This window comes from Myroides sp. A21 (genome assembly GCF_000807225.1).
Lineage (GTDB): Bacteria > Bacteroidota > Bacteroidia > Flavobacteriales > Flavobacteriaceae > Flavobacterium > Flavobacterium odoratimimum.
Window position 1 is genome coordinate 1,942,102 of the sequence record NZ_CP010327.1, and the last position, 14,313, is coordinate 1,956,414.

Annotated in this window: 9 protein-coding genes; 4 read left to right on the plus strand and 5 right to left on the minus strand. The window is 34.4% G+C overall.

Annotated elements, in window-relative coordinates:
* The first annotated feature begins 79 nt into the window (after positions 1-79).
* Positions 80-1,846, plus strand: coding sequence for a signal peptide peptidase SppA (gene sppA, locus MYRA21_RS08875; RefSeq protein WP_006257287.1), 1,767 nt, complete (start codon positions 80-82; stop codon positions 1,844-1,846).
* Between the two features lie 135 nt (positions 1,847-1,981).
* A complete protein-coding gene (locus MYRA21_RS08880) occupies positions 1,982-4,612 on the plus strand; it encodes an AsmA-like C-terminal region-containing protein (protein ID WP_006257286.1) in 2,631 nt (876 codons plus the stop codon).
* A gap of 52 nt (positions 4,613-4,664) precedes the next feature.
* Here the strand turns inward: MYRA21_RS08880 and MYRA21_RS08885 are convergent, their stop codons facing one another.
* Positions 4,665-5,462 carry a DUF2797 domain-containing protein gene (locus MYRA21_RS08885; protein WP_006257285.1) on the minus strand — a complete coding sequence of 266 codons (798 nt, stop codon included), beginning with the start codon at positions 5,460-5,462 and terminating at the stop codon, positions 4,665-4,667.
* A 111-nt stretch (positions 5,463-5,573) separates the two neighbouring features.
* Between MYRA21_RS08885 and MYRA21_RS08890 the strand changes: the two genes are divergently transcribed.
* Positions 5,574-7,097, plus strand: a complete 1,524-nt coding sequence (locus MYRA21_RS08890; RefSeq protein ID WP_006257284.1) for a GH3 auxin-responsive promoter family protein — start codon at positions 5,574-5,576, stop codon at positions 7,095-7,097.
* Positions 7,098-7,304: 207 nt separating this feature from the next.
* On the opposite strand, the gene MYRA21_RS08895 is transcribed toward MYRA21_RS08890, so the two are convergent.
* The 3 genes from MYRA21_RS08895 to MYRA21_RS08905 all read right to left on the minus strand — a co-directional run bounded on the left by MYRA21_RS08895 (position 7,305) and on the right by MYRA21_RS08905 (position 11,753).
* A complete protein-coding gene (locus MYRA21_RS08895) occupies positions 7,305-7,535 on the minus strand; it encodes a hypothetical protein (protein ID WP_006257283.1) in 231 nt (76 codons plus the stop codon).
* A 119-nt stretch (positions 7,536-7,654) separates the two neighbouring features.
* A complete protein-coding gene (locus MYRA21_RS08900; RefSeq protein WP_039328869.1) occupies positions 7,655-9,808 on the minus strand; it encodes a S46 family peptidase in 2,154 nt (717 codons plus the stop codon).
* Between the two features lie 709 nt (positions 9,809-10,517).
* Complete coding sequence (locus tag MYRA21_RS08905; RefSeq protein ID WP_006257281.1) at positions 10,518-11,753, minus strand: 3-deoxy-D-manno-octulosonic acid transferase; 1,236 nt, start codon at positions 11,751-11,753, stop codon at positions 10,518-10,520.
* Between the two features lie 170 nt (positions 11,754-11,923).
* On the opposite strand from MYRA21_RS08905, the gene MYRA21_RS08910 reads away from it, so the two are divergent.
* Positions 11,924-13,054, plus strand: a complete 1,131-nt coding sequence (locus tag MYRA21_RS08910; protein WP_006257280.1) for a DegT/DnrJ/EryC1/StrS aminotransferase family protein — start codon at positions 11,924-11,926, stop codon at positions 13,052-13,054.
* Positions 13,055-13,115: 61 nt separating this feature from the next.
* Here the strand turns inward: MYRA21_RS08910 and MYRA21_RS08915 are convergent, their stop codons facing one another.
* A complete protein-coding gene (locus tag MYRA21_RS08915) occupies positions 13,116-14,294 on the minus strand; it encodes a multidrug effflux MFS transporter (protein ID WP_036471117.1) in 1,179 nt (392 codons plus the stop codon).
* Positions 14,295-14,313 lie beyond the last annotated feature (19 nt).

Consider the following 14,313-nt stretch of genomic DNA (forward strand, 5'->3'; position numbering starts at 1 on the left):
AGTTAATAATGCAAATTTACGGGTATAATCTGTAACTTTTTTTATAATTTGAATACTAATAAGATAAATTGTTTTTAATATGAGGTTTTTAAGAAATGTTTTAGCTACGATAGTAGGTCTGTTTATATTCTTCGGAATATTATTTTTTGGACTGATGATCATCGGTGTAGCTATGGGAAGTAGTTCTGATACTGTTACAGTAAAAGATAGTTCAGTTATTAATTTAGATTTATCTAGTGTGAAATATGATTATGCAGGTAAATATAATATGAAGGAATTCGGCTTTAGAGAAGCTGGAAAAGATGGTGTGTCTGACGTACTAGCAGCTATAGAGTATGCGAAGACAGATGATCGTATTAAAGGGATCTCTATTCTGAATAATAACTCTATGCTAGGAGTAGTACAGAAACGCGAGATTAGAAATAAACTAGAAGAGTTTAAAGCAACAGGTAAGTTCGTATTGGCGTATGCTAATGTGTATTCACAAGGAGAATATTATTTAAACTCTATTGCAGATACTATTTATATTAATCCAGTAGGTGGGTTAGACTTTAAGGGATTGTCTACAGAGATTCTTTACTTAAAAGGATTACAAGATAAAACGGGAGTACAAATGGAAGTAATGAGACACGGTAAATATAAAAGTGCTGTAGAACCATTCTTACAAGAAAACATGAGCGAGGCGAATAGAGAGCAGACAACAGTATTCTTAAAGTCTATTTGGGAAACATTAGTTAACGATATCTCTAAGAGTAGAAAGATATCTGTAGATAGCTTAAATGGTATAGCGAATAATCTAGGAGCTAGAACACCTAAATTAGCTTTAAAAACAGGATTAGTGGATAAAGTAGCTTATGAGGATGAGTATCATGCAGCTATCAAACATGAATTAGGAGTAGAAGGAGATAAAGATTATAATAGCGTAGATATCTTAGATTACGTTAAAGATGTGATTGTGAAAAATAGTGCAAAAACAGCTAAAGATCGTATTGCGGTAATCTATGCACAAGGAGAGATAAGAGATGGTGAAGGTAGCGTAAGCTATATTGGTGAAGGATCTATCAATCGTGCTCTAAAAGCAGCAAGAAAAGATGATAAGATAAAAGCTATCGTGCTAAGAGTAAATAGCCCTGGAGGTAGTGCTCTGACTTCTGAGTTAATCTGGAGAGAGATAGAGTTGACTAAAAAAGTGAAACCAATGATTGTTTCTATGGGAGATGTAGCTGCATCTGGGGGGTATTATATCTCTAGTAATGCAGATAGAATCTTTGCAGATCCAGGTACGATTACAGGTTCTATAGGGGTATTCGGTATGGTTCCGAACTTTAAAGCATTAGCGACAAAGTATGGAGTAAATGCTGAGCAAGTGAAGACACATGATAATGCGGCTAATTATAGTCCGTTTAGAGATGTTGATCCAGGCTTTAGAATGATGGTGACAGAAGGCATAGAGGATGTATATACGACATTCGTTCAGAGAGTAGCTGATGGAAGAAAGATGACAGTAGAACAAGTAAACGAATTAGCGCAAGGTAGAGTGTGGACTGGAAAAGATGCACTAGAAAATAAATTAGTAGATGAACTAGGAGGATTAGATACAGCCATCGCTTATGCTGCTAAAAAGGTAGAGATAGACGACTATAAAGTAGTGAACTACCCAGAGTATAAAATGAAGTTCGAAGATATGCTTAGAGGGTATCTAGGTGCTTCTGTATTTAAATCAGAAGAAGAGCTAATCAAAGAAAAGATAGGTGAAGCTAACTATGAAATGATAGAGAGACTTAACTATTTCAACAATATGAGAGGTGTACAAGCAATATTGCCTTTTGAAGTAAAAATAGAGTAGTAATAAGACAATGTTTTAGTCAAATTTATGCTTTCGTTAAAGAAGACATAAATTGATTAATATCGAATAAAGAGTTATCCTTTTAAACTAGGGATAACTCTTTTTTTTTGTTATTTTGTAATAAAATGAAAAGTTATGAATAAAAAGGTTTTAAAATGGACAGGAGGTATAGTGTTGGGATTGTTTATCTTACTAATGCTAACACCTATTTTGTTTAAGGGAAAGATACAGGATTTAGTGCTAAAGACTATCAATGACAACTTAAATGCAAAGGTGACATTTGAAAAAGTAGACTTGAGTTTTATACGTAACTTTCCTAAAGCAACAGTAGTGATTAAGGACTTAGCTGTTGTGAATAAAGAACCATTTGCAGGAGACACCTTAGTCTCTGCAAAAATGATAGGGCTAAAGATGTCTATTATGGAGTTATTCAATGGGGCGGATAAGCCTATGAGTATAGAAGATATCTTAGTAGAAAATGCTAAGGTTAACGTGATAGTGAATGAACAAGGGGTAGCTAACTATGATATAGCATTAAAAAAAGAGGATGAAGAGGAAGAGGACTCTTCGGATAAAGATCCGTTTTCTTTAGCTTTAAATCATTATAAGATAGACAATCTAAACTTGACATATAAAGATTTAGGTAGTAAAATGATGTTTACTATTAACGAGTTTTATCACCAAGGGACAGGTAATCTATCAGATGATATACTGGATTTAGATACAGAATCTAAAGCAAAAGTTTCGTTTGTAATGGAGGATACTAAGTTTCTGAATGAGGTTAACTTATCACTGAAAGCTTTAATTGGAATGGATATGACGAATCAATTGTATTCATTTAAAGAGAATAAAGCATTGATTAATCAGTTGCCTTTAGCATTTGATGGTTCAGTGCAGTTATTAGAAGACGGACAGCAGTTTGATTTGAGTTTTGCTACTCCTGACTCAGACTTTAAAAACTTCTTAGGATTAATACCAGAAGCTTATGCGGGTAATCTAAAAGGGGTGACTACATCAGGTGATTTTAAAGTAGAAGGAAAGGTAAAAGGTAAAATGACAGAAACGACTATTCCTACACTAGCTATTCATATGAATGCAAAGAATGCTTCCTTTAAGTATCCAGATCTTCCTAAAGCAGTTCAGAATATTCTATTAGATATTAATGTGATGAATGAGACGGGGATAATGAAAGATCTATATGTAGATATTAACCAATTGTCATTTAAGATAGATCAAGATATATTCAATGCGAAAGCAAAGATTAAGAACATTAGCGAGAATGCATTAGTAGATGCGAATTTTGATGGAGTTATTAATTTGGCAAATGTATCTAAAGCATATCCTGTGAAACTAGATACACCACTGACAGGGATATTAAAAGCGAAAGTAGCTACTAATTTTGATATGAACTCTGTAGAGAAAGAACAATATCAAAATATAAAAAACAGTGGTAGTGTATCTTTGACAGGCTTTAATTTTAGTACAGATGCGATGGCTAAGCCAATGCAGATACAAGAGGCAGCTCTTACTTTTAATACAAGTAATGTTACGCTAAATAAGCTTGCTATAAAAACGGGTACTTCAGATCTAAATGCAGACGGGAGATTAGATAATCTATATGGGTTCTTATTTAAGAAGCAGACCTTAAAAGGAAACTTTAATTTAAACTCTAATAATTTTGTATTAGCTGATTTATTAAAAGAAGATACTGCGAAAGTAGAAGAGAAGAAAGAGAAATCAACTACAACAAAAGCATCCGATCCATTAAAGATTCCAGGGTTCTTAGATTGTACAATTAATGCAAATGCAAAGACAGTAGTATACGACGACCTAACACTTAAGAATGTAAAAGGTACATTAGTGATTAAAGATGAAGCAGCACGTCTTCAAAATATGTCAACAGATCTTTTTGGTGGGAAAATAGCTTTCGGAGGAAATGTGTCAACAAAAGAAGCTATACCTACATTTGATATGAACTTAGGACTACAAAGTTTAGATATCAAACAGACTTTTACTGATTTAGGGTTTTTAAAAGCTGTAGCACCTATTGCTAATGTGATGTCAGGGAAAGTAAATGCAGCTGTAGTGATGAAAGGAAAGTTAAATGCAGCAGATTTATCACCAGACTTAAATACAATGTCAGGTGATATAAAAGGTGATTTAGCGAATGCTAGTATTACTGCTCAGAATTCTAAACTACTATCTTCATTAGATGGAGCGTTGAACTTCATTGATTTGAAGAATCTAGATTTGAGTAATAAAAAGATGCACATTGTTTTTAATAATGGACGTGTACAGTTCAAGCCTTTTGATATAAAAACAAAAGACTTAGCGGTGACTGTATCAGGTGAGCATGGCTTTGATCAAAGCCTTAATTATGCTTTGGACTTTAAAGTACCAGCTAAATTATTAGGTAATGATGTCGCTAATGCATTGACTGCTTTAGGACCTAAATCTAGTAATAAGTTTGATGCAATACCTGTGAAAGTAGGAGTGACTGGTGACTTTACCAACCCAAAGGTGTCTGCTAATATGGCTGATGTAGTAAAGAATATTACAAATGAAATTTTAGAAGAACAGAAGAATCAATTAGTAGGAAAAGGTAAAGATGCATTGTTAGATATCTTAGGAGGTAAAAAGGAAAACAATACTCCAAATGAGGAGGATGTGACAAAGAAAAATGAAACTGAAGAAACAGTCAACAAAATTAGCGAAGGCTTAAAAGGGCTTTTCGGTAAAAAGAAAAAGACAGAAGAAACAGAATAGTATAAAAAAAACGAGCTCCAATTAAGGGAGCTCGTTTTTTTTATATATGTTATTAGATCACTTCGATATTAACCATATATCCTTCATAAGTACGGATATTAAATACAGTACCATCTTCGAATAGTAGATATTGTCCTTTGACACCTTTTAACTTACCTTCATAAGAAGGAGTCTTATCAAGGTTAAGACTTTTTATCTTTGTTGGGAATTGTATGACAGGGTAATTTAGATTAAAGATAGAAGAGTCAGTTTGGTCAAAGTAAGGTCTTACTTCTTCTGGTAGTTTCTCTTTTAGAGAATTTCTTATTTCTTCTAAGTTTGTTTCTAGTACTTCATTCTGTAGCATCTTTCTCCAATTCGTTTTGTCTGTAAACATATCTTTTAGAGCTACCTCAGTGATTCCTGCTAAGTATCTATTAGGTACTTCTACTATCTCTATTGCTTTAGAAGCCCCCTGATCTATCCATCTGGTAGGTACTTGTGTTTTTCTAGTTACCCCTACTTTTACATCACTAGCTACAGCTAGATATACGATATGAGGCTGTATCTGTACCTTTGTTTCATACTCTAAGTCTCTATCTTCTATCCCTAGGTGCGCTGTACTTAACTCAGGTCTCATGATCCAATCACCTACTTGTGCACTAGAGTAAAAACACTCATAACAAAAGCCTTGTCTAAATATTTTTTTGTGCTGTCCACAGTTTAAACATTCATATCCTGTAAACTCAATCTTTATGTTTCTGTCAAGAATCTGATTTATATTGATGAAGTTGCTTTTAAATACTAAATAGTATTCAATAGGGGTGTTAAATTCCGTCTGCATTTTGTTTAAAACTCCTTCGTATTGCATAGATAAAATTGTTATTTTTGGGTAAGTCGTAAAAGTACGAAAAAACATTTACCACTGTAATTACTAACTTTTCATAATGAAAAGATTAGATACTTGACTAATTAATAAGATATGGCATTCACAATTATTAATTCTATCGCTTCTTGGATATTGAAGAAGAGAATTCACCAGATAGATCTATTTAGAAAATATCCAAATGAAGTACAAAATGACTTGTTTTTGAATTTAATGAAGACAAATGAGAAGACAATCTTAGGAAAGCAGTTTGGCTACGATAGTATAAAGAGCTATGGAGACTTCGCAGAGAGAGTGCCTTTATTTAAATACGAAGAGTTTGAGCCTTATATAGAACGCGCTCGTCAAGGAGAGAATAATATCTTTTGGCCAGAGCCTATTCGTTGGTTTGCTAAGTCAAGTGGAACTACTAATGCAAAAAGTAAGTTTATACCTGTGAGTAATGAAGCATTAGAGAACTGTCATTATAAAGCAGCAAAAGACTTATTGTGTTTATACTTAAATAATAATGAAGATTCCCAGTTATTTACTGGGAAGAGCTTAAGGTTAGGAGGAAGTAAACAACTTTATGAAGACAAGAATACTTTCTTTGGAGATTTATCGGCTATCTTAATTGATAATATGCCTTTTTGGGCAGAGTTAAGCAGTACTCCTAGTAACAAGACATCGCTAATGTCTGAATGGGAAAGCAAGATGAATGCAATTATTAAGGAAGTAAGGAATGAGAATGTAACTAGTTTTGCAGGAGTACCTTCGTGGATGTTGGTGTTATTAAACCGCATTATACAAGAGACAGGTAGAGGAGATTTATTAGAACTATGGCCTAATGCTGAGGTTTATTTCCATGGAGGAGTTAGTTTTGAGCCTTATAAGGATCAGTATAAAAAGCTACTACCTAGTGATCGATTTAGATATTATGAGATCTATAATGCTTCTGAAGGTTTCTTTGCTATCCAAGATCAGAATGACTGTAATGAACTGTTGTTAATGTTAGATTACGGAATATTCTATGAGTTTATTCCTATGGATACTTTCGGAACTTCTAATCAAAAGATAATTCCATTATCAGAAGTAGAGATAGGTAAGAATTATGCACTAGTGATCACTACTAATGCAGGATTAGTAAGATACTTAATCGGAGATACAGTGCGCTTTACTAGTCTATTACCTTATCGTATTAAAATAACAGGACGTACTAAACATTTTATCAATGTATTCGGTGAAGAGTTGATGATAGAGAATACAGACAGAGCATTGGCAAAGACCTGTATTGAATTGAATGCTGAGGTAGCTGAGTACACGGTAGCACCTATATTTATGGAAGGAAAAGAGAAAGGTGCTCACGAATGGGTAGTAGAGTTCAGTAAAGCTCCAGACAATCTACAATTGTTCAGTGAAGTACTAGACAAGAATCTACAAGCTCTCAACTCTGATTATGAGGCGAAGCGTACGAATAATATGACTTTAAATCCATTAGTATTACATAGCGCTCGTAAGAATCTATTCTATGATTGGCTAAAGAATAACAATAAACTTGGAGGACAGCATAAGGTACCACGCTTATCTAATGAGCGTACACTACTAGAAGAACTATTATCAATGCAACGTATATTAGTATAATATTGTGTAGTTATTATAATTCATCAAAGCATTCATTTTAATGGATGCTTTTTTTATATCTAATAGCTAAACTAATGAAGTAAGAAGGATAGTAATTGTAGGTGATACAGTGATGTATGATATATGGGATAGATGGTAACTTAGAAAAGTATAGATATAAAAAAACCCTGCCTAGCAGGGTCTTTTTTATGAACAGTTTTGCTAAAATTATTTAGCAGCTTCTTCTGTAGCTGGAGCTTCCTCAGTAGCTGGAGCTTCTTCAGTAGTAGCCTCTTCTGTAGCTTCTGGAGCAACTTCTTCAGTAGCTGGAGCTTCCTCAGTTACTACTTCTTCAGTTGTTGTTTCTTCTACAGCTGGTTCTTTTGCAGTTTCTTTACAAGAAACGAAAGATACTCCCATCATTGCTACTAAAGCGATGCTTAATGCGATTTTTTTCATCTTACTAAATTATAAAAGTTAATTATTAATTCGTGACAAATATATGAATTTTTTGGTTCGCAAAACTTTTTTTGAATATTTTTTTTTAATCAATAAGTTTCTGTAAACCAATGTCTTAATTACTTTTTTTTCTTAGGTTCTACTAATTTCATCTCCTCAATTAGATGTTTTGCATCTGCAAACTTATCTATAATGAATAAAATGTATCTAGCATCTACCATAATGTTACGACAAATAGATGGATCATAGTATATATCACTCATCGTTCCTTCCCAAACACGGTCAAAGTTTAACCCTATTAGATTACCCTCTGCATCGATAGCTGGACTTCCAGAGTTTCCTCCAGTTGTATGGTTAGTAGCGATGAAGTTCACAGGTAATTTACCATTATCTGCATACTGTCCGTAGTCTTTCTTATTATATAGATCTACTAATTTTGCAGGTACGTCGAATTCATAGTCACCAGGTACATATTTCTCCATAATACCTTCTAAGTGAGTTACAGGTTCGTAGTACGTAGCGTCTTTAGGGAAGTACCCATCTACTTTACCATAAGTAACACGTAGTGTACTATTAGCATCAGGGAATATTCTAGCATCAGGATATAAGTCTAACTGAGCTTTCATAAATGTACGTTGTAAAGCAGCTATTTCTCTTTCTAATTCTTCGTATTTAGGTAATACATTCTGAATATAGTTTTCGATTAGTGCTTTAGCAAAAGCGTATCCTTTATCGTTGTTGATATTTTTCACTACTTGATCAGCATTACCTTTTAATAATTCTTGTAGTCCTGCGTAAGTAGTTAATTTACTATTCGCATAGATATCTTTAGTGATAGCTGAGATGTTAGCTCCGTTTAATTCTTTAGGTAAGAATTGTTTAGGCGCATCTTTTGCATACATTTCTACGATAGCCTCGAATACTTTTTCGTCAACTGCCTTGCTATAGTTTTTGTAGAATTTGTCTTGACCTTTGATTAAGTTCTCACGTCTGCTGTTGAATGCTTGTTCATTAGACGCATAAGTCTCTAAAGCATTTACTCTCCAAGCCGCAGCTAGAAGTTCAGCATTGCGTTGTACTACTTCAGCGAAGTAATCTTTGCTAATAGCATAAGGTTTAATATCTCCATAAAGTTTTTCGAACTTAGCAGGGATATCAGCATAAGCTTTAGTGTTTTTATTTTTCTTAGCTCTTGCGATGAAGTCTTTTTCGAAATCTTGTTTAGCTTGTACAGCGTTCGTCTTTTTTAAACCTTGGCTTTCTCCGATCCATTTTTTCCAATAGTTAGCTGTGCTAGCATATTTAGATGCATATTGGATCTTGATTGCTTGGTCTGCACGCATAAACTCGTCAGTGATCTTAAGTGCTTTATCACGGATACCGATTCTTACAGGGTTTAGATCGTTTACGATTTGTTCTACTGCATAAGATGGTAAGTACTCTTGTGTTCTACCTGGGTAACCAAATACCATAGTGAAGTCACCTTCTTCTACACCACTAAGTGAGATAGGGAAGAAGTGCTTAGGACGGTAAGGTACATTATCTTTTGAGTATGCTGCTGGTTTATTGTCTTTGTCAGCGTATATTCTGAATAGAGAGAAGTCACCTGTGTGACGTGGCCATACCCAGTTATCTGTATCAGAACCAAACTTACCAATAGATGATGGTGGTGCACCTACTAGACGTACATCTTTAAAAGTCTCTGTTACGAATAAGATGTATTGGTTTCCTTCATAAAAAGATTTAATCTTATTGTCTTGCCATTTTTCTTTAGGAAATTTAGCTACAGTTGTAGTAATGTTTTTTTGGATCTTAGCTTGTTTTTCTATTTCAGAATCTTTAGCTACTACACCAGCCATTACTTCTTTAGTCACGTCCTCTATGCGAACGATGAAAGTAACTTCTAAGTTTTCGTTAGGTAGCTCTTCAGCCATAGATTTAGCCCAGAACCCGTTAGCTAAGTAATCATTCTCTACAGAAGAGTGTGCTTGGATCTGTCCATACCCACAGTGGTGATTAGTTAGTAAAAGACCTTGTGAAGAGATAACTTCAGAAGTACACCCACCATTGAAGTGAGGGACAGCATCTTTCATACTAGATTGGTTCACATCGTAGATATCTTCGATAGACATCTTCATTCCAAGGCTTTTCATTTCTGTTTCATTCATTCCCTTTAGCAGAGAAGGAATCCACATCCCACCTTGTTGTGCATAGATAGGTAAAGCTACCAATACTACAAGTGCCTTAAATAGATTTTTAATCTTTTTATTCATAAAAGTGTTAGTTAGAATTGAATTCGCTGGCAAGATACAATATTACATGGGAACGCTAAAATCGAAATATGTTAATACGCGATAGTACTGTTGGAGTATAGTGGTTCGTAATATTAGTATACTAAGAAAGTAATCTGTCTGTATTGACTCCGTTAAAACGGTCAAAAAAACGGACTCACTACGGACTCATAACGGACTCACTACGGACTCATAACGGACTCACTACGGACTCATTTCTATTGAAACTCATTATAAGTACCTATGTGATAGAATGTAAGTAAGGAGTGGAGTTACCTTATCTTATAGATAGAGAGGTGTGTTTAGAGGGAGAAATAAGATAACTATACTACTGTGTATATATAAGGAGTAGAATTTGTAGTGATGTATCTAAGTGTTGCTGGAATTATGTCTATATAGCACCATTTTGGTATGAGACTGTACCCTGTCTTGTGTGAGGTGTTATCTTTTCAAAAAAGTAGTTTCTAATGCGAAAAAAAGGTGTGTGAGAACACAAAAAAGAGAATTAGTGTGTTGAAAAAATCATAATTAGTGATTGTGGTGTTGCAGTAATCAATATTTTGTCTTATATTGGTACATCGGGATTAAAATCCGATCGAGTAGACTTTTAATATAAAAGTTCACGACTAGTATAATTATTAATTCATATAAAAAAGGTAAGTAACCACTTTGATTACTTACCTTTTTACTTTTAGTGTATATGCTTCATTATTTTTTCTGTAGCATTCTTATTTTTAAGGATAAAATGATTGCTTGTTTTACCTAATTCGATTCTTTTAGCGTCATTGTATAATAATTCATCAAAGATTTGGTCTAATTCTGATTGTGAATTTACTACTATACAGCTACCTAATGTTATCAAATCCTTAGCTTCTTGGAACTTTTTATAATTTGGACCAATAATAACAGGCACTCCATAGGTCGCGGCTTCTAGGATATTGTGAATACCTGCTCCAAAACCTCCTCCTATATAGGCAATATCTGCATAACTATAAGCTTTAGTCAATATAGAGTAGGCATCTATTATATAGACAGAGTACTGGCTAAGATCTTTCTCTTGATGTTGGCTATGCAGTACAGTTGGTTTCTTTATGTTTTGAACGAGATTATCTATCTGATCCTTTTTGATATTATGTGGCGCAAAGATAAACTTGATAGAATTATCTTGTGTATTGTTGATATAATTGGCTAGAATCTTTTCATCTTCTGGCCATGAACTACCGATGACGATAGTCTTCGCCATTTTATTTAAGGTAAAGGCTTCTAGAAATGCCAATTCATTGTGCTGTTCTAATATCTGAGATACTCTATCGAATCTCGTATCACCTACTATCTCTACATTGTTATATTGCAATTGATTTAGAAGTATCTTAGATACTTCATTCTGAACAAAGAAGTATGTAAATGCCTTTAATGCTGTTCTGTAGAATCCTCCATACCATTTAAAGAATACTTGATCTGGTCTTAGTATCCCTGATACTAAATAGGTAGGGATATTCTGTTGACGCAATTGATTTAAATAATTAGGCCAATATTCATATTTCACAAAGAATACTTGTTCTGGATGACACAAGGCTAAGAACTTTTTAGCATTCGCTAGTGTGTCCATAGGTAAGTATAATGTGGCATCAGCGATAGTATTGTTTTTCTTCACTTCATATCCAGAAGGAGAGAAGAAGGTAAGCACTATCTTATGCGTAGGGTACTTCTGTTTTAGTTGCTCCATGACAGGAAGCCCCTGTTCATATTCGCCTAACGAAGCTACATGTATCCAGAACACTTTATCAGTAGAAAGTATATTGTCTTTTAAGATTTGAAAAGATTGTTTTCTCCCTGCAACGAATAAGCCTAACTTTTTGTTGAACAGCGCGATAATACGGATGAAGAATATAGAAATATAGGTCAGTATATTATATAGGAAAAACATAGGTAAATCTTTATTGAGCGAAATTACGTTTCTTTTGATAAAGTTTGAGCTTTGGCGCAAAGAATTTATTATTTTTGTAGTGATAACTAATATCGAAATTAAGTGCTATTTATATAGGTAACTTGTTGGTAATTATATGAATAGTTCAAAAGATATAAAAGACAATTAGAATGAAAAAAATTCAAATGGTTGACTTGAAAGGTCAATATGAAGGAATTAAAGAAGAAGTGAATCAATCGATTCAAGAAATATTAGAATCTTCTGCTTTTATCAACGGACCACAAGTACACGCATTTCAGGCAAACTTAGAGCAATATTTAGGAGTTAAACACGTGATACCATGTGCTAATGGAACTGATGCTCTTCAGATCGCTATGATGGGATTAGGTTTAAAACCAGGTGATGAAGTAATCACGGCTGACTTTACTTTTGCAGCTACTGTAGAGGTAATCGCTTTATTACAATTAACTCCTGTATTAGTAGATGTATGTCCTGATACATTCAATATTTCGATAGAAGCAATCGAAAAAGCGATTACTCCTAAAACTAAAGCTATCGTACCAGTACACTTATTCGGACAGTCTGCTGATATGGACGCTATCATGAAGTTAGCTGAGAAACATAACTTATATGTGATCGAAGATAACGCACAAGGTATCGGAGCAGATTATACTTATCCTGATGGAAAAGTGGTAAAAACAGGTGCTATCGGACATGTAGCTGCTACTTCATTCTTCCCATCTAAAAACTTAGGATGTTATGGTGATGGTGGAGCTATCTTCACTAACGATGATGCATTAGCACATACGTTAAGAGGAATAGTGAATCACGGTATGTATGAGCGTTACCACCACGATGTAGTAGGAGTGAACTCTCGTCTAGATAGTATCCAAGCTGCTGTGTTAAATGCTAAGTTACCTAATCTAGATGCTTATAATGTAGCTAGACGTACTGCTGCTCAGATGTATTCTGCTGCTTTAGCTAATCATCCTAATATCGTTACTCCAGTAGTAGTAGGAGATGAGAATAGCCACGTGTTCCACCAGTATACATTGCGTATCGTGAATGCTGATAGAAATGCATTATTAGCACACTTACAAGGTAAAGGTATCCCATGTGCTATCTATTACCCAATACCATTACACAATCAGAAAGCATATTTAGATCCTCGTTATAATGAGGCTGATTTCCCAGTGACTAATCAGTTGGTACAAGAGGTTCTTTCTTTACCTATGCATACTGAGTTAGACGAAGAGCAAATCAAGTTTATCACAGATGAGATTAAGGCATTCTTAGGATAGTCTTATAGTACTATAAAACGAAAGCAGACCCGATAAGGTCTGCTTTTTTTATGTATTGATGTTATTCTTTTGTCGTAGATATTAATGTGAACGAAACGAGTGCACATGCTACTAATGAGAGCGCTACGATGCTCATAGAGCCATTATTCAAACTATTTAATAAGATAGAGGTCATGAAGGTAAAGGCTAGTTGAGAAGCTCCGAAAAGAGCTGACGCTATACCTGACTCTGCTTTATAGGGTGCTAATGCTAAAGTAGTCGTAGTAGGGAATAGTAGTCCTAATGGCATCACAAAGAAGAAAAGAGGTACTAACTGTATATATATGCTCAAATCTAACTGTATGAATAACCATAATAGTGAAGCAGCTATAAACTGTGTACTCGCTCCTAGCTTAATAATATTTTTAGGAGATAGTCTTTTTCTCAAAATAGAAGAGGTTAAGAACGATCCTAACATTAGACCACATGAGTTAGCCATGAATACAAAGCTAAAGTGTGTACTCGATAGTCCTCCTACTTCCATTACTAGAACAGGAGAGTTAGAGATATAGATCATTAGACAGCTATAGGCTATACTTCCGATAATAGTATATCTTATAAACAGTTTGTTCTTAAAGAGCTTAAAATAATTCGTTAGTATACCTCCTACATTTAAAGTTGGTATTCTATTAGTATAGTCTTCTTTTAGACAGAATACTGTCATACCAATACTCAGTGTAGCAAACAAGGCCATCGTAGTAAATACATGAGTCCAATCTAGATACTTTAAGACTATATTACCTAATATAGGAGCGATGATGGGAGCTATTCCTCCGATCACGGCTAGTATACTAAATATCTTAAGTGTCTGATCTTTATCAAACCTTTTATTGACAATGGCTCTTGCGATAACTACTCCACCACTACTACCGAAGGCCTGTAAAAAACGATATAGCCACATGACTTCAATGTTCTTTACAAATACTACAGCTAGAGATGAAAGTATAAAAATAGACAGACACAGTATGATTGGTTTTTTACTACCATACTTATCTGATATAGGTCCCCAAAAGAGTTGCCCGATTGCTAATCCTCCTAAGAATGTAGAAAGTGATATCTGAACTCTATTAATCTCAGTATTTAGATCGTGTGCTATCTTCGGGAATGCAGGAAGGTACATATCTATAGCTAAAGGGCCTAATGCAGTAAGGCTCACTAGAGTGAAGATAAGGATCCATTCTTGTGCTGAAAGTTTATCCACTATATAGGTTTTAAAAAAA

Bases quoted from the DNA above. Each gene is read 5' to 3' on its own strand.
- MYRA21_RS08910 (WP_006257280.1), top strand. From the start codon at position 11,924: ATGAAAAAAATTCAAATGGTTGACTTGAAAGGTCAATATGAAGGAATT.
- MYRA21_RS08880 (WP_006257286.1), top strand. From the start codon at position 1,982: ATGAATAAAAAGGTTTTAAAATGGACAGGAGGTATAGTGTTGGGATTG.
- MYRA21_RS08890 (WP_006257284.1), top strand. From the start codon at position 5,574: ATGGCATTCACAATTATTAATTCTATCGCTTCTTGGATATTGAAGAAG.
- MYRA21_RS08905 (WP_006257281.1), bottom strand. From the start codon at position 11,753: ATGTTTTTCCTATATAATATACTGACCTATATTTCTATATTCTTCATC.
- sppA (WP_006257287.1), top strand. From the start codon at position 80: ATGAGGTTTTTAAGAAATGTTTTAGCTACGATAGTAGGTCTGTTTATA.
- MYRA21_RS08900 (WP_039328869.1), bottom strand. From the start codon at position 9,808: ATGAATAAAAAGATTAAAAATCTATTTAAGGCACTTGTAGTATTGGTA.
- MYRA21_RS08895 (WP_006257283.1), bottom strand. From the start codon at position 7,535: ATGAAAAAAATCGCATTAAGCATCGCTTTAGTAGCAATGATGGGAGTA.
- MYRA21_RS08885 (WP_006257285.1), bottom strand. From the start codon at position 5,462: ATGCAATACGAAGGAGTTTTAAACAAAATGCAGACGGAATTTAACACC.